This window comes from Blautia sp. 2227st1_G12_2227SCRN_220401, from assembly GCF_039062885.1.
Classification (GTDB): Bacteria; Bacillota; Clostridia; order Lachnospirales; family Lachnospiraceae; genus Blautia_A; species Blautia_A fusiformis.
The window spans coordinates 40,872-57,004 of record NZ_JBCLNI010000007.1 but is presented as its reverse complement, the minus strand read 5'-3'; the positions used below and the strand labels follow the sequence as shown (position 1 = coordinate 57,004).

The 16,133-nt window shown below is 45.1% G+C and carries 13 protein-coding genes; 12 read left to right on the top strand and 1 reads right to left on the bottom strand.

The window, feature by feature from the left end:
• Window positions 1-27: 27 nt before the first annotated feature.
• From ABCM67_RS05150 to ABCM67_RS05125, 6 genes are all read left to right on the top strand, one after another.
• Window positions 28-1,218, top strand: a complete 1,191-nt coding sequence (locus tag ABCM67_RS05150; protein ID WP_021652542.1) for an acetate kinase — start codon at window positions 28-30, stop codon at window positions 1,216-1,218.
• A 251-nt stretch (window positions 1,219-1,469) separates the two neighbouring features.
• On the top strand, window positions 1,470-1,997 hold the full coding sequence (locus ABCM67_RS05145) for a DUF177 domain-containing protein (protein ID WP_147603525.1): 528 nt from the start codon (window positions 1,470-1,472) through the stop codon (window positions 1,995-1,997).
• 3 nt (window positions 1,998-2,000) lie between these two features.
• Window positions 2,001-2,183, top strand: coding sequence for a 50S ribosomal protein L32 (gene rpmF, locus ABCM67_RS05140; protein ID WP_015525241.1), 183 nt, complete (start codon window positions 2,001-2,003; stop codon window positions 2,181-2,183).
• 96 nt (window positions 2,184-2,279) lie between these two features.
• The gene (locus ABCM67_RS05135) at window positions 2,280-3,647 is read left to right on the top strand and encodes an MATE family efflux transporter (RefSeq protein WP_021652545.1); all 1,368 of its coding nucleotides are present in this window, start codon (window positions 2,280-2,282) and stop codon (window positions 3,645-3,647) included.
• Window positions 3,648-3,882: 235 nt separating this feature from the next.
• Window positions 3,883-4,485, top strand: coding sequence for a hypothetical protein (locus ABCM67_RS05130; RefSeq protein ID WP_199874107.1), 603 nt, complete (start codon window positions 3,883-3,885; stop codon window positions 4,483-4,485).
• 40 nt (window positions 4,486-4,525) lie between these two features.
• The gene (locus ABCM67_RS05125) at window positions 4,526-6,394 is read left to right on the top strand and encodes a GHKL domain-containing protein (protein WP_147603523.1); all 1,869 of its coding nucleotides are present in this window, start codon (window positions 4,526-4,528) and stop codon (window positions 6,392-6,394) included.
• Here ABCM67_RS05125 and ABCM67_RS05120 read toward each other — a convergent pair.
• Entirely contained in the window at window positions 6,333-7,061 is a 729-nt protein-coding gene (locus tag ABCM67_RS05120; RefSeq protein WP_114002550.1) for a LytTR family DNA-binding domain-containing protein, read from the bottom strand. The genes ABCM67_RS05125 and ABCM67_RS05120 overlap by 62 nt on opposite strands.
• 455 nt (window positions 7,062-7,516) lie before the next feature.
• Between ABCM67_RS05120 and ABCM67_RS05115 the strand changes: the two genes are divergently transcribed.
• From ABCM67_RS05115 to ftsY, 6 genes are all read left to right on the top strand, one after another.
• Entirely contained in the window at window positions 7,517-9,352 is a 1,836-nt protein-coding gene (locus tag ABCM67_RS05115; protein WP_022427037.1) for an ABC-F family ATP-binding cassette domain-containing protein, read from the top strand.
• Window positions 9,353-9,582: 230 nt separating this feature from the next.
• Entirely contained in the window at window positions 9,583-10,629 is a 1,047-nt protein-coding gene (gene plsX / locus ABCM67_RS05110) for a phosphate acyltransferase PlsX (protein WP_147603522.1), read from the top strand.
• A 48-nt stretch (window positions 10,630-10,677) separates the two neighbouring features.
• Window positions 10,678-10,926 (top strand): acyl carrier protein, encoded by a 249-nt coding sequence (locus ABCM67_RS05105; RefSeq protein WP_147603521.1) that lies wholly within the window; start codon window positions 10,678-10,680, stop codon window positions 10,924-10,926.
• Entirely contained in the window at window positions 10,916-11,596 is a 681-nt protein-coding gene (gene rnc / locus ABCM67_RS05100; protein WP_021652555.1) for a ribonuclease III, read from the top strand. The genes ABCM67_RS05105 and rnc overlap by 11 nt, the downstream gene beginning before the upstream one ends.
• Before the next feature lie 13 nt (window positions 11,597-11,609).
• Window positions 11,610-15,170 (top strand): chromosome segregation protein SMC, encoded by a 3,561-nt coding sequence (gene smc / locus ABCM67_RS05095; RefSeq protein ID WP_092069922.1) that lies wholly within the window; start codon window positions 11,610-11,612, stop codon window positions 15,168-15,170.
• Window positions 15,171-15,188: 18 nt separating this feature from the next.
• Window positions 15,189-16,127, top strand: a complete 939-nt coding sequence (gene ftsY / locus ABCM67_RS05090; RefSeq protein ID WP_015525230.1) for a signal recognition particle-docking protein FtsY — start codon at window positions 15,189-15,191, stop codon at window positions 16,125-16,127.
• The last annotated feature ends 6 nt before the right edge of the window (window positions 16,128-16,133 follow it).

The window sequence follows — 16,133 nt, the reverse complement described above, 5'->3', positions numbered from 1 at the left end:
TTATTAAAAGATCAGGAGAGTTAAATCATGAACGTATTAGTTATCAACTGTGGAAGTTCTTCATTAAAATATCAGTTAATCGATTCTGAGACAGAGAATGTACTTGCAAAGGGTCTCTGCGAGAGAATCGGTATTGACGGAAGACTGGTATATCAGAAAGCCGGATGTGACAAAGAGATCACAGAGGCAGCTATGCCAACACATAAAGAAGCGATCCAGATGGTACTGGATGCTCTTACAAACGATAAAACAGGTGCAATCGGAAGCCTTAAAGAGGTTAATGCGATTGGACATCGTGTCGTACACGGAGGCGAGAAATTTGCTTCTTCTGCAGTGATCACAGACGAGATGATCAAAGCAGTAGAAGAGTGCAATGACCTTGCACCGCTCCACAACCCGGCTAACCTCATTGGTATCCGTGTATGTGCAGAGCTTATGCCAGGCGTACCACAGGTAGGCGTATTTGATACCGCTTTCCATCAGACAATGCCTGCTAAAGCATATCTCTATGGACTTCCGCTTGACTTCTACAAGAAATATAAAGTAAGAAGATACGGTTTCCACGGAACATCCCACAGCTTCGTATCCAAGAGAGCTGTTGATTTCCTTGGCCTTGACAAAGACAACTCCAAAGTTATCGTCTGCCACCTTGGAAACGGATCTTCCATCAGCGCAGTTGTAAATGGCAAATGTGTAGATACAACAATGGGTCTTACACCACTTGAAGGTGTTGTTATGGGAACTCGTTCCGGTAACATCGATCCGGCTATCATGGAGTTCATTGCTAAGAAAGAGAACCTGGACATTGAGGGCGTTATGAATGTACTCAACAAGAAATCTGGTCTTCTCGGACTTTCCGGCGGACTTTCCAGCGACTTCCGTGACCTCAACGAGGCAGCTGAAGGCGGAAACGAGGATGCAGCTAATGCCATCGACGTTCTCTGCTATAGCATCGCTAAATTCGTAGGCGGATATGTTGCAGCAATGAATGGTGTTGACGCGATCGTCTTCACAGCAGGTATCGGTGAGAATGCGATCCCGGTACGTGAGAAGGTTGTCAGCTATCTCGGATACCTTGGCGTAACACTTGACAAAGATGCTAACGGACATCGTGGCGAGGAAATCGTGATCTCCACACCGGACTCCAAGGTTAAGGTTGCAGTTATCCCGACAAACGAGGAGCTTGCAATCTGCCGTGAGACTGTAGCACTGGTATAATCAGCTGTTTCAGTACCGGTACAGAACCGTTCGGGCATGATCGGTAATCAGGCAGAATTATATATTACTGTGGATCAGCAGTATACATTCGGGGGGCGGACAATTAAAGGTCCACCCCCGTAATTTACCCCGAATTTCTGATTAAGCCAACAGTAACAAAAAATTAAAAAAATGTAATATTTTCCCGAAAATAACGTTGACAAATCACAAGACCATATGTATAATGGATTGAGTGTGGATAGGAGAGACTTATGCAGATTCATTTATTAGACATTTCTTCCTGTGATGGCAAGACGATCCAGGAATCAGTTATTCCTGAACTGGAGAAGATTGATTTTCAGATGGGAAGTTTTCCGGTACTTGCGAAGGAACCGGTAGAGCTTACGATCACCAATACCGGTGATAAGGTTCTTGAGCTTACAGGAACCGGTAAGATCACAGTGGGCATTCCCTGTGACCGCTGTCTTGAGACAGTAGCCGTCGAGATGCCGTTGGAATTTAAGAAGAAGCTCGATATGAAGCTTTCTGATGAAGAGCGTGTCAATGATCTGGATGAAAGCAGCTATCTCACAGGTATGAACCTGGATGTGGACCGGTTGGTCTATCTTGAGGTATTGATATGCTGGCCTTTAAAGGTCTTATGTAAAGAAGACTGTAAAGGTATCTGCAGCCGCTGCGGGAAGAACCTGAACGAAGGTCCCTGCGGATGCAAGGAGGAGCCTAAGGATCCCCGCATGGCAGCTATCAGTGATATATTCAGTAAATTTAAGGAGGTGTAACCTATGTCCATTTGTCCTAAGAACAAATCTTCCAAAGCTAGACGTGACAAGAGAAGAGCGAACTGGAAAATGAGCGCTATGAACCTTGTTAAATGTAGCAAATGTGGAGCACTTATGATGCCACACAGAGTTTGCAAAGCTTGCGGAAGCTACAATAAGAAGGAAATCATCAAAGTTGAGGACTAATTTTAATTAGACAGTCAATATATGATGCGAAAAGAGTCTGGTATGCTGAGATAAGTATACCGGCTTTTTTTATACTCTGGGGGGAAATAAAAAAATATGAAACAGAACAAGAATCAGAAAAATACCGCCGTGAACCAGATCACAGAGGGTGTGATCTGGAAGCAGCTTCTGATATTCTTTTTTCCGATCTTGTTTGGAACTCTGTTCCAGCAGATCTACAATACTGCCGATACAGTTGTAGTAGGCCGCTTTGTGGGAAAAGAAGCATTGGCAGCAGTAGGAGGCTCATCCAGTATGATCGTGAATCTCATCGTAGGTTTTTTTGTAGGTTTATGTTCCGGTGCGTCTGTAGTGATTTCTCAGTTTTACGGAGCGAAAGACCACAAAAACCTTAAAAAAGCACTTCACACATCCATGATCTTCTGCCTGGCTGCCAGTATTATTGTGGGAACAGCAGGTTTTATCCTGGCTGAGCCGATCCTTCACCTGATGAAAACACCGGCAGAAGTAATTCCCGATTCTGTGCTGTACCTGCATATCTATTTTGCGGGAACATTTTTCAATCTGGTCTACAACATGGTATCCAGTATCCTAAGAGCAGTGGGGGATTCCAAAAGACCGCTCTATGTGCTGATCATTACCTGTTTGTTGAATATTTTGCTGGATGTTGTGTTTGTGGTGATCTTCCATATGGGAGTCCTCGGTGTTGCACTTGCAACAGTCAGCTGTCAGGCAGTCAGTGCCATCCTTGTAACCTGGTTCCTGATGCGCGCAGAGGATATTTATCGTCTGGAATTTCATGAGATCCGTTTTGATCTCCGGTCTTTGGGGGCAGTTCTCAGGATTGGACTTCCGGCAGGACTGGAATCGGTGATGTATAATATTGCCAATCTCACCATTCAGATTTTTGTCAATGAACTGGGGACTGACACAGTGGCAGCCTGGGGAACTATGGGAAAGATTGATGCGGTGTTCTGGATGGTATGCAATGCTTTTGCCATCTCAATTACCACCTTTGTGGGACAGAATTATGGTGCCGGAAAATACCACCGCATGCGAAAAAGTGTCCGCGTCTGTATGGTGATGGCATACATTTCGGCGTTTATTGTAAGCGGAGCACTTATTCTGTTCGCAAATCCGATCTACCATTTGTTTACAACAGATCAGGTGGTTGTAGACATTGGGGTGCATATGATCCGTTTCCTGATTCCGTCCTATGCTATTTATGTTGTGATCGGAATTCTTTCCGGAGCGCTGCGTGGTGCCGGAAGAGTACTGGTTCCTATGATTTTGACCTGTGGAGGAGTCTGTCTTTTACGTATCATCTGGTTGTTTGCTTTTGTAAGATCTCATCCGGGGATCGACAGTATCATGCTCAGTTATCCGGTGTCCTGGATAATTACTGCGGTACTGTTTGTCATCTATTATTTTCGGCGATTTCCAGGTATGCAGAAAAAGAAATAACGATATATGAAAAGGTGCTGATTCTGTGCAATAGCAGTGATCAGCACCTTTGTTTTGTTCGAAAGATGTCGATTTATTACGTATAGATTTGATTGCCTGAAAGCTGAAAAAGAGGTATTCTGGATGCAGATAGATGAAACATATGTAATGGGGATGACCAGATATGCATAATCTGCAAAAAACAATACGATATGGTTTTTGTTTGATATTTGAAGTTATTGCGCTGTGTGTCGGTATGATTTATAACGCGAGAACTGTACGGGCTGAACCTGAAGTGCAACAGCCGGCCAGAAAGGTAACAGAAGTTGTTACTGAAAAATGGACTGTGATCAGTGGAAAACGTCTGGATCTTATCCTGAAATATATGGGAGATATAAATTTTGAAAAAGAAGGAATCAGTCTTCGTATCCCTGCTTCTGTGGCACAAAGTTGGAAGGTAGCAGAGAATGGTACAATACAGGCACTGGTACAAAAGGTTTCCAATCATTCATATGAAATAAAGATCTATAAAGGCACTCAGAAGATCACGGATATTCCGGGGAGCCGGATCATGATACCGGTAAAAGAGATATTTCCCAACGGAGATCCGGAAACTATGGAAATTACGGATTCCCGAGGAAGAAAACTAAAGACATTCCTAGATAAAAAGCAGGATCTTCTGATCGTTGACACGGACGAGACAGGAATCTTCTGCGTAAGAGGTCGGAAAATAGATGATATAGAAGAGAATCCTTTTGCAGTGGCAGTCCTGACGACAGCAACAATGATAACAGTGCTGATCGTAGGAATCCGAAGCAGATCCGGAAAGCGAGGTGACAGTCATAAAGGAGAAAAGTAGGCAATGGACCCTGATCTTTGGACTTACTGTGGTGTTATCTATGACTGCTTTTTTTATGATGTATCTCATAAATAATGAATATACAGCGAAAGGCGAGCAGCCCATTCAGGGAATCCTTTGTCTGGATGATAAAGATGCGGCGGCAAAGCTACATTATCTTGCCAGGGAATGGCAATATTTTCCGGGAAAGCTGCTTACACCTGAGATGCTGAAAAAGGATCCAGGATATTACAGTTGTTATATTTCGATTGGAGAACGTAATGAAATGGAACTGGGGAATAAAGAGGCTTCTACGTATGGATGTGGGACATACCGGATGTTTCTGATCCTGCCCGAAGAGGAAAAAATCTGGGCTATATCTATGGCGGAGGTTTTTTCCGCATACCGAATCTATATCAATGGAGAACTGGCCGGGGAAGTGGGGGATCCTGACGAAAAAACCTATATGGACCGGGTCATGAACCGTGTTTTTGCGTTTCAGGGATCCGGGGTTGTGGAGATTGTCATAGCAGTAGCAGACAAAAGCCATATCAGATCCGGAATCCAGGCTATTCCGGTTTTGGGATCTCCGGTCCGTGTAAGCATACAGAGAGGACTGCGGGTACTCGGAAGCGGCTGTGCCATTGCGTTCTGTATCTGTATCATGTTTGGGACTCTTATGGTACATGTCAGAACCAGGACAAAAGAATTTGCTATTTTTAATCTGGTCTGTCTCTGTGTGGCAGGATATTCGTTATGCTCCCTGGTACATAATTTTTTTCTTCTTCCCACGAGGCCCTGGTATGCCCTGGAAACTATGATCTATTATCTGATCCTTTCCTGCATGATCCGGCTTGAGGATTGTATTATAGGAAAAAAAAGGGGCATATATCTGTTTCTTTTGATCGATCTCTGGATCGTAGTAGCTTTCTTTCTGGAGATTTTTGCGGATATACTTCCTTCAGCCAGGCTTCTTTATGATGTTGTCTGGATCAGTGAGGCAGTCAAATGGGTGGCAGCGATCTATATGCTGCTCAATACTTTTGGAGAAACAGATTGCAGATATGGAAAGATCGTTTTGGTGGGAACAACGATTTATGCCTGTTCCCTTGTGGCAGATCGGATAGGGTATCTTTATGAGCCGATTTTGGGAGGAGGTTTCCCGGAGACAGGTGGGCTGATACTGACAGCTGCGTTTGGCTGTGTTCTGTGGAGAGACCTGTCAGAAGCATATAAGATCAGTCTGACTTATGAGGTATATAGTCATCAGACTGAACTTCGTCTCCTTGCCCAGAAAAATCATTACGACCGATTAAAAGAACAGATGGAAGAAACCAGCCGTGTCCGTCATGATATGCGTCAGCACCTTCGTGTTCTGTCTGCATTACTGGAACGTGAGCAGTATGGAGAAATGCAGAAATACCTTTGCCGGTATACCCGTGAATTCCAGGAACGTTTGACCTATCATTCTTACTGTAAAAATCAGGTTGCCGATGCGATCTTACATTATTATGAAGAACTATGCAGAAAAAACGGGATCGTTTTTCAGTGTCAGGTAGAGGCACCGGAAAAAACAGGGATCCAGGATACAGATTTTTGTCGTCTCTTTGGAAATCTTCTGGAAAATGCCATAGAAGCGGCACAGCTTTGTCCGAAAGGCAGTTCCAGATTTGTCCGTGTACAGATACGTACCAGAAATAATAAACTTCTTATAAAAGAAGAAAACAGCTGCACAGATCCCTTACGCAGAAATAAAACAGGATTTTTTTCAGGTAAGCATTCCGGACAGGGGATCGGAACTGCGTCGATCATGGAAATTGCGGCACGTTATGGAGGGTTTGCGGATTTTCAGTCTGAAAATGGCATTTTTAAAGCTGAGATATTTCTTCATCTGACGCAAAGAGATACTGAAGATAGGCTTTACGGATAGCAGAAGAGCCACGTTTCCGGATCTGGACGACCTCCCCGTTGTCCAGAAGAAAGCCTTCTTCAGAAGCTTCCTGTATACGGTCCATATTGACGACACAGCCACGGTAACAGGAGAGAAAATTGGGACAGTCCCGGATCTGCTCCTCAAATTTGTGAAAGGTAAGATAAGAACGGACCGGACCGGCGTCGGTATGAAGGCACACTGCATTTCGGAATGTATCTGCATATAAAATACTGCGCAGAGGGACCCGGATGGGAACCCGGTCAGAAACGACTTCAATGTAACGGGATGCCAGTAAATGCCTGGATTGAAAGGAATCCAGAATGGAACAGAGTTTTTCTGGCTGAAATGGTTTCAGAAGATAATAGGAGGCTCCTACATCATAGCTTTCCACAGCGAAATCACTGCTGGTAGTGACAAAAACAAGGATGCAGTTATCGGACTGTCTTCGGATCCTGCGTGCAGCTTCCATACCTGTCATCCCGTCCATATAAATATCCAGGAACAGGATCTGAAATTTTCCGGGCTGATAATCTTCAAAAAATTCTTCTGCGCTGAAAAAATGACAGATTTCTGCCCGGATCTGTTTTTTCTCAAAATAGGAAACAGCGATATTCTTCAGGGCTTCTGCATCCGTTGAGATGTCATCAATAATTGCAATATTCAAAATAATATAACCTCCGGTTTATAAAAGAGTAGTAAAAATAGTATATCATAACTTTTATGTATATCCAATATCGGATTTTGGCCTGAAATGACGTATTGTGTAGAAAATTATCAGGAATGAACGTGCTTTTAGCAGATATTTAACATAAAAATGTCATATTTCATGGAAACTGTCATTTTGTCACAGGTCTGTTGTCATTTCCTGATAATTTTTTTACAATAGCGTCAAAAGATACGAAAGGCGGTGGATATACGAAAAATAAGGGCAGCAGCTGGCGACACCAGAAACTGTTGACCAAAATCCAGATAAAAAACAATCCCCCAAGAGGGCTGTACTTCCAGATTTGAGGTACAGCCCTTTCCCCTGTCATAACAGTGATTCTTGACGGAATCGTGGAAATTCGCTATCATGGAAATGATTTTTATATACTTTGGAAGAAAACGGAGAAAATGCGCATGAACATTCTTAATATAGAACATATCCACAAAATTTTTGGAGATAAGGTGATATTTGATGATATCTCCTGCGGCATCGATCAGGGAGAAAAAATAGGTATCATCGGTGTAAACGGAACCGGTAAAACTACTTTGCTCCGCGTGATCGCCGGAGAGGAAGAACCGGACGAAGGGCAGGTGATCACCCAGAACGGGATCCGGATCAGCTGGCTTCCCCAGACTCCGGAATTTCCGCAGCATATGACCATTCTGGACTATGTGGCAGAAGGCAAATGGCAGAAGGACTGGAGTACCGAAAGTGAGGCCAGACGCATGCTGAATACACTTGGTATTACCGATCAGAATATTAATATGGATAATCTTTCCGGTGGTGAAAAGAAAAGAGTGGCGCTGGCAAGGATGCTTTTAAATCCGGCTGATATTCTGATCCTGGATGAGCCTACCAACCATCTGGACGGAGAAATGGTCATATGGCTGGAAGATTTTCTCCGGAATTTTCGTGGGACGGTGATCATGGTCACTCATGACCGTTATTTCCTGGATCGTGTGGCAAACCGGATCCTGGAGATCAGCCACGGAAAATTATATTCCTATGCAGGAGATTATTCCAGATTTCTGGAGCTGAAAGCGCAGAGAGAGGAAATGGAGCTTGCCAGTGACCGGAAGCGCCGCAGTGTACTTCGGATGGAACTGGAATGGGCAGCAAGAGGCTGTCGTGCCAGAAGTACAAAACAGAGAGCAAGGCTTGACCGTTTGGAAGCACTGAAGGCGGGAAAAACCCCGCTGAAAGAGCAGAATGTGGAAATGGATTCCATTGAGACCCGTATGGGAAAGAAAACCATAGAGTTTCATCATGTAAGTAAAACCATCGAAGGTCGTCTTTTGATCAATGATTTTGATCATATTGTTCTTCGTGATCAGCGTCTCGGGATCATCGGGCCAAATGGCTGCGGTAAGTCCACACTTCTTAAAATGGCAGATGGACTGATCTTGCCGGATTCCGGAGAGATTCAGATCGGAGAAACGATCCGTATCGGGTATCTTGCACAAAACGTTCCGGATATGGATGGAAGACAGCGAGTGATTGATTATATCCGTGAGGTGGCGGAATATGTTCCGACAAAAGAAGGAAGGATCACAGCTTCCCAGATGCTTGAGAGATTTCTTTTTGATCCGGCCATGCAGTACACCCCGGTGGAGAAGCTTTCCGGAGGTGAGAAGCGAAGACTGTATCTTTTGAAGGTTCTGATGGAGGCGCCAAATGTTCTTCTTCTTGATGAGCCCGGAAATGATCTTGATATTCCCACCATGACCATTCTTGAGGACTATCTGGATTCTTTTTCCGGCATCGTGATCACAGTGTCCCATGACCGCTATTTCCTGGATAATGTGGTGAACCGTATTATGGCATTTGAGGGAGATGGCCGGCTTGTCCAGTATGAGGGCGGTTATACGGATTATCTGGAAGCAAAGGAAAGAAAGGGACAGTCTCTGGAAACGCGTTCAGATATGAATGGCGGTACAGTACAGGGAGAAACAGCTGAGCCTGAGAAAAAGAAATCCGCTGCAGATACCTGGAAACAGAACCGGAAACAGAAACTGAAATTCACCTATAAAGAACAGAAAGAATTTGACACTATTGACGATGACATCGCAGCATTGGAAGAACGTCTGGAGCAGATTGACAAAGAGATGGCTGCCAATGCCACAAATGCGGGAAAACTCAGGGAGCTTTCCGACGAGCAGCAGGAAATCCAGCAGAAGCTGGACGAAAAAATGGATCGCTGGGTATATTTAAATGATCTTGCAGAACAGATTGAAAATCAGAAAGAGTAAAAGATATTGACTTCTCAGGCAAAACTCTAGTATCATAAATAACGGTACGTTAACCGGATAAACTGCAAAGCAGTTATTCGGTTATGAGTAGGTAGCGAATGTGGATTTCGAATATCCGCTTAACTTTTGGTACTCTGCAATGAAAATCCTTATACGGATGTGTATGAGGATTTTCACTACAGTGTACCATATGCATTCCGAAAAGATTTCGGACAGAGAAAGGACAACATATGTCAGAAATGGTAAAAGTCGTTGTAGATGCAATGGGTGGTGACAATGCTCCCGAGGAACCGGTAAAAGCCGCGGTGGAAGCTGTGAAAGAAAAAGAGAACATCCAGGTCATCCTTACAGGAGTACAGGATGTGATCGAAGCAGAGCTTCGGAAATACCCGGATTATCCTAAGGACAGGATTCGCGTGGTGCATGCGTCTCAGGTGATCGAGACTGCGGAACCTCCGGTCATGGCTATCCAGAAAAAGAAAGATTCCTCTATTGTAGTGGGATTAAATCTTGTAAAAAAACAGGAGGCCGATGCCTTTGTTTCCTCCGGAAGCACCGGTGCGGTACTGGTAGGAGGCCAGGTGATCGTAGGCAGGATCCAAGGAATCCGGAGACCACCTCTTGCTCCGCTGATCCCTACGGCAAAGGGCGTTTCCCTTCTGATCGACTGTGGTGCCAATGTAGATGCGAGACCAGATCATCTGGTACAGTTTGCGCAGATGGGTTCCATCTATATGGAAAATGTAGTGGGTATTAAGAAACCAAGAGTTGCTATCGTTAATAACGGTGCTGAGGAAGAAAAGGGCAATGCGCTGGTAAAGGCTACCTTCCCTCTGTTAAAAGCATGTAAGGATATCAATTTCATCGGAAGTATTGAGGCGAGAGATATCCCGTCAGGTTATGCAGATGTAGTAGTCTGTGAAGCTTTTGTAGGAAATGTGATCCTCAAGCTTTATGAAGGTGTTGGAGCTACTCTGATATCTATGATCAAAAAAGGTATGATGACAAACATTCGCAGTAAAATGGGAGCTCTGATGGTAAAACCTGCTCTTAAGGAAACCTTAAAATCATTTGATGCCAGTGAATATGGCGGAGCACCGCTTCTTGGTCTGAAAGGTCTTGTGGTCAAAAGCCACGGAAGTGCCAGAAGCGTAGAAATCCGTCATGCGATCTTTCAGTGCGAGCAGTTTAAGGAAGAGAAGATCAATGAAAAGATCGAGGAGTTTATAGCAGCTGAGCAGAAAGCACAGGCGGAAGAAAAAAGCGAAAAAAAATAAAACCGGGATTGCCGGAAATATTACAGACAGAACAGGAGGCGAACAGTCGTGGAACTGGAAATGCTGAAGACCATCATCGAAAAAACTCTGGGAAAAAATATGGATGCCATTACAGAAAAAACTACCTTTGTGGATGATCTGGGAGTGGATTCTCTGGATTTTTTTCAGATTCTTATTGATCTGGAGGAAACTTTTGATGTTCGTATCGCCCCGGAGGAAGCCGAGGAGATCGTTACTGTCGGCGATGCAGTGGAGACTCTTCGCCGGGTAACGAAGGGAAGAAGAAATGGAAAATAATTTAAAAAAGCTGGAGCAGACTATCGGATACCAGTTTACCGCAAAATCTTTACTGGAGCAGGCAATGACACACAGCTCCTATGCCAACGAAAAACACCTTGGAAAGCTTGGATGCAATGAGCGTCTGGAGTTTCTTGGAGATGCGGTGCTGGAGTTGATCAGCAGTGATTTCCTGTACAAAAAATTCCGGAATAATCAGGAAGGTGAGTTGACCAAGAAACGTGCCAGCATGGTATGTGAAAAGAGTCTTGCCTACTGTGCAAGAGAATTCGGGCTTCCGGAGTTTATCCTCCTTGGAAGAGGTGAGGAAATGATGGGCGGTCGTAAAAGAGATTCCATCGTTTCTGATGCCCTGGAATCTCTGATCGGGGCTATGTATCTGGACGGTGGATTTGAACCGGCACAGGCTTTTGTTATGAAATTTATCCTGAACGATCTGGAGGATAAGAGGATTTTTTATGACAGCAAGACAGTGCTTCAGGAAATGGTACAGGAAGGCGGAAATCATCCGGTGGAATATCGTCTTCTGAAAGAAGAGGGACCGGACCACAGCAAGAGCTTTACTGTGGAGGCGCTGATCAATGGAAAAAGTATGGGAACCGGAACCGGCCATACAAAAAAGGCAGCAGAACAGGCTGCAGCCCTAGAGGCAATACGCAGTATAAAATAACAGCAGGTGGCCAATGTATCTGAAAAATATAGAGGTGCAGGGATTTAAATCCTTTGCACAGAAAATAAATTTTGAATTTCATAACGGGATCACCGGCATCGTAGGACCTAACGGCAGCGGAAAAAGTAATGTTGGCGATGCAGTCCGCTGGGTTCTGGGAGAACAGAGCGCCAAGCAGCTTCGAGGCGGGAATATGCAGGATGTTATCTTTTCAGGAACGGAGCTTCGCAAGCCTCTGAGCTTTGCGTCCGTGGCTATTACACTTGATAACAGTGATCACAAGCTCCCGGTGGATTTTGAAGAAGTAACCGTTACCAGAAGACTGTATCGTTCCGGTGAGAGCGAATACCGCATCAACGGCAGCTCCTGTCGTTTAAAGGACATCAATGAGATGTTCTATGATACCGGTATCGGAAAAGAAGGATATTCCATCATCGGACAGGGTCAGATCGATAAGATCTTAAGTGGAAAACCCGAAGAACGCCGAGAGCTTTTTGACGAGGCAGCCGGGATCGTCAAATTTAAAAGACGAAAAAATACCACACTGAAGAAGCTTGAGGAAGAACAACAGAATCTGGTCCGTGTCACGGACATCTTAAGTGAGCTGACCAAGCAGCTGGAACCGCTGGAACGTCAGTCTGAGACTGCAAAAATATATCTGGCAAAAAGAGAAAATCTGAAAGAGCTGGATATAAATATGTTCCTCCTGGAATATGAACACACCGGAAATCTGATCCGCGAGCTGGAAGAAAAAACCAGGATCGCAGAAAATCAGTTAAAAGAAGCCCAGGATGCTCATAGTCGTACCAAGGATGAATATGAACGTCTGGAAAAAATACTGGAAGAGCTGAATGAGCGGATGGAGGCGTTGCGGGAAGAAAGCCGGGATCGTGCTATCCGTAAACAACAGCTGTCCGGTGAGATCAATGTTCTTCATGAACAGATCCTGGCAGGAGAGCAGAATGATAGTCATTATCGCAGCCGTCTTTTAGCAGTTCAGGAAGATACGGAGAAAAAATCTGCAGACCAGGAGGCTCTGGAAGAGCAAAAAGCAGATCTTCAGGCAAATTTACGGGAGATCGACAGAAAACTTGCTGACGAGCAGAAAAAAATGGACAATATCCAGAGCAGCATCGAAGAATGCACCCAGGCAGTGGAAGATGGTAAGAATGAGATCATTGAGATCCTTAATTCCCGTGCAAACACCAAAGGTAAGGCACAGCGTTTTGATGCCATGAAGGAGCAGCTGGATATCCGGAAAGCAGGGATCAGTCAGAGGATCCTTTCCCTGAAAACCCAGGAAGAGGAGCAGCAGTCAGCGATCGATCAGGCACAGAAGGAATACGACACTATCACGAAGGCCATTCAGGAAACCAGAGAAGAAGGCAGCCGTCTTACAAAAGAGATACATGCCATCCAGGAAACCCTTAAACAGCAGAATACACAGCTGGAAAAGGAACAGACGTCCTATCATAGGGAGGCATCCAGACTGGAATCCCTTCGCAATATCACAGAACGTTATGATGGATATGGAAACAGTATCCGCCGTGTCATGGAACAGAAGAATCATGTTCCTGGGATCCGTGGCGTAGTGGCGGATATCATTCACGTTGAAAAAAATTATGAGATCGCTATTGAGACAGCTCTTGGCGGAAGTATTCAGAATATCGTTACGGATAACGAGCAGACTGCTAAGCAGATGATCGAATTCCTGAAAAAAAACCGGTATGGTCGTGCGACTTTTCTCCCGTTAAACAGCATTTCTTCAAGAGGCGAGTTTAATCAAAGAGGTGCTTTGAACGAACCGGGAGCTATTGGTCTTGCCAGTGGCCTGGTAACTGCAGAGAAGGAATATGACGGTCTGATCGGATATCTTCTTGGCAGAGTGCTGGTGGTGGATCATATCGATCATGCTATTGCCATTGCCAGAAAATACCGACACAGTATCCGTATGGTAACGTTGGAGGGAGAATCCTTAAGTCCAGGCGGTTCCATGACCGGTGGAGCTTTTAAGAACAACAGCAATCTTCTTGGGCGTCGTCGTGAGATCGAGGAACTGGAAAAGAAGGTAAAAGAGCTGGCAGCCGGGTATCATGAGATCCGACAGTCCATGGAAGATAACCGCAGCAGAAGAAATGAGATGCGTGATACTGTGGCGGCGCTGCAGCAGAAATTTCAGGAACAATCCATTCAGCAGAATACAGCCAGGTTGAACATTGAACAGCTGGAGAAAAAAGCGGAGGAGATCCGCGGCGGTTATACCAGGATCGAGAGGGAGCAGGAGGAGATCCGTCTTCAGGCAAGAGACATGCAGGCAGATAACATAAAGATCACGCAGGAACTTGAAGCATCCAAAAGGGATGAGGAAGAGCTGGAAACGTTTATTGAGACCCGGCAGAAGGAGCTGGAGGACTGGAAAAAGGACGAAGCGGAGACTTCAGAGAAGCTGGAAAGGATCCGTCTTGACGCATCTGCATCCCAGCAGAAGGAAAGCTTCATAAAGGAAAATCTGCGGCGCCTGAAAGAGGAGATCGAAGTTCTTTCGAAAGAGAGGGAAGAAATTCTGGATTCTCTGGAAAAAGGCAGCCAGGAAACTGCAGAAAAGAGAAAGACGATCGACAAGGTCCGTAAGGAGATCGAAGGCTTTGCCGCAAAAGAAGAGGCGGCTGCAAAACAGCTGGAAAAATGGCAGCAGGAAAAGGAAGAGCGCACAAAAAGCCATAAGGAGTTTTTTGAAAAGCGTGATGAGCTGTCTGGCCAGATCAGTCTTCTGGACAAAGAATGCTTCCGACTGAAGACTCAGGCAGAAAAGATCGAAGAGAACCGGGAAGCAAGGATTTCCTATATGTGGGAAGAATACGAGATCACTCCGAATAATGCCTTGCAGTACAGGAAAGAAGAAATGAATGACAGGCATGTGATGAAGCAGCAGATCCATAAATTAAAGGACGAGATCCGAGCTCTTGGCTCTGTCAACGTCAATGCCATTGAGGATTACAAAGAACTTCTGGAACGGCATACGTTCTTAAGCGGTCAGTACAACGATCTTTTGGAAGCGGAAAAAACGCTGGAACAGATCATCCAGGAGCTGGATGAGGGCATGCGGAAGCAGTTTAGCGAAAAATTCGGAGAGATCCAGAAAGAATTTGATAAAGCCTTCAAAGAACTGTTCGGCGGAGGCCGGGGAACTCTGGAACTTGCGGAAGACGAGGATATCCTTGAGGCAGGGATCCGGATCATTTCCCAGCCGCCCGGAAAAAAACTCCAGAACATGATGCAGCTTTCCGGTGGGGAAAAAGCTCTGACAGCCATTGCACTTCTTTTTGCGATCCAGAATCTGAAGCCTTCACCATTCTGTCTTCTGGATGAGATCGAGGCTGCACTGGATGATTCCAATGTAGGACGTTTTGCGGGATATCTTCAGAAGTTGACGAAGAACACACAATTTATTATAATAACACATAGACGTGGTACCATGAATGCAGCAGACAGGCTTTATGGAATTACCATGCAGGAAAAAGGGGTATCCACGCTGGTATCCGTAGATTTAGTAGAGAACCAGCTTACCCAGTAGCAGAGGGGATGAATCAGTATGGCAGAAGAAAAAAAAGGATTTTTTAAACGTCTGGTAAGCGGACTTACCAAAACGCGAGACAATATCGTTGCCGGCTTTGATTCCATTTTCAGCGGTTTTTCCAGTATTGATGATGATTTTTATGAAGAACTGGAAGAGATTCTGATCATGGGAGATATCGGCATTAACGCAACCACTTCCATTCTGGAGCATTTAAAGGAGCAGGTTGCTGAGCAGCATATCAAGGAGCCGTCCCAGTGCAAACAGCTTCTGATCGACAGCATCAAAAAACAGATGCAGGTAGAAAGCACAGAATATGAGTTTGAGAATCGGAAATCCGTGATCCTTGTGATCGGTGTCAACGGAGTCGGCAAGACTACCTCCGTAGGCAAACTGGCCGGTAAATTAAAGGATCAGGGAAAAAAGGTCATCCTCGGAGCTGCAGATACCTTCCGTGCGGCAGCCGGGGAGCAGCTGACACAGTGGGCCAACCGTGCAGGCGTTGAGATCATCGGCGGTCAGGACGGAGCAGATCCGGCATCTGTTGTCTATGATGCCGTGGCAGCAGCCAAAGCCAGAAATGCAGATATTCTGATCTGCGATACCGCAGGAAGACTTCATAATAAGAAAAACCTTATGGAAGAGCTTCGCAAGATTTACCGTATTCTGGAACGTGAGTATCCGGAAGCATATTTGGAAACGCTGGTAGTTCTTGACGGAACCACGGGCCAGAATGCGCTTTCCCAGGCAAGACAGTTTGCCGAGGTCGCAAACGTTACCGGAATCATTCTTACCAAACTTGATGGTACAGCCAAGGGCGGAATCGCAGTAGCGATCCAGTCTGAGCTTGACATACCAGTAAAATACATCGGAGTAGGCGAAAGTATCGATGATCTGCAGAAATTTGATGCAGACGCATTTGTAAACGCCCTCTTTGACGTAGAAGAAAGGAGCTAAATACAA

Coding starts and splice junctions, on each gene's coding strand:
- ABCM67_RS05150 (WP_021652542.1), top strand. CDS start 28: ATGAACGTATTAGTTATCAACTGTGGAAGTTCTTCATTAAAATATCAG.
- ABCM67_RS05145 (WP_147603525.1), top strand. CDS start 1,470: ATGCAGATTCATTTATTAGACATTTCTTCCTGTGATGGCAAGACGATC.
- rpmF (WP_015525241.1), top strand. CDS start 2,001: ATGTCCATTTGTCCTAAGAACAAATCTTCCAAAGCTAGACGTGACAAG.
- ABCM67_RS05135 (WP_021652545.1), top strand. CDS start 2,280: ATGAAACAGAACAAGAATCAGAAAAATACCGCCGTGAACCAGATCACA.
- ABCM67_RS05130 (WP_199874107.1), top strand. CDS start 3,883: ATGATTTATAACGCGAGAACTGTACGGGCTGAACCTGAAGTGCAACAG.
- ABCM67_RS05125 (WP_147603523.1), top strand. CDS start 4,526: ATGACTGCTTTTTTTATGATGTATCTCATAAATAATGAATATACAGCG.
- ABCM67_RS05115 (WP_022427037.1), top strand. CDS start 7,517: ATGAACATTCTTAATATAGAACATATCCACAAAATTTTTGGAGATAAG.
- plsX (WP_147603522.1), top strand. CDS start 9,583: ATGTCAGAAATGGTAAAAGTCGTTGTAGATGCAATGGGTGGTGACAAT.
- rnc (WP_021652555.1), top strand. CDS start 10,916: ATGGAAAATAATTTAAAAAAGCTGGAGCAGACTATCGGATACCAGTTT.
- smc (WP_092069922.1), top strand. CDS start 11,610: ATGTATCTGAAAAATATAGAGGTGCAGGGATTTAAATCCTTTGCACAG.
- ftsY (WP_015525230.1), top strand. CDS start 15,189: ATGGCAGAAGAAAAAAAAGGATTTTTTAAACGTCTGGTAAGCGGACTT.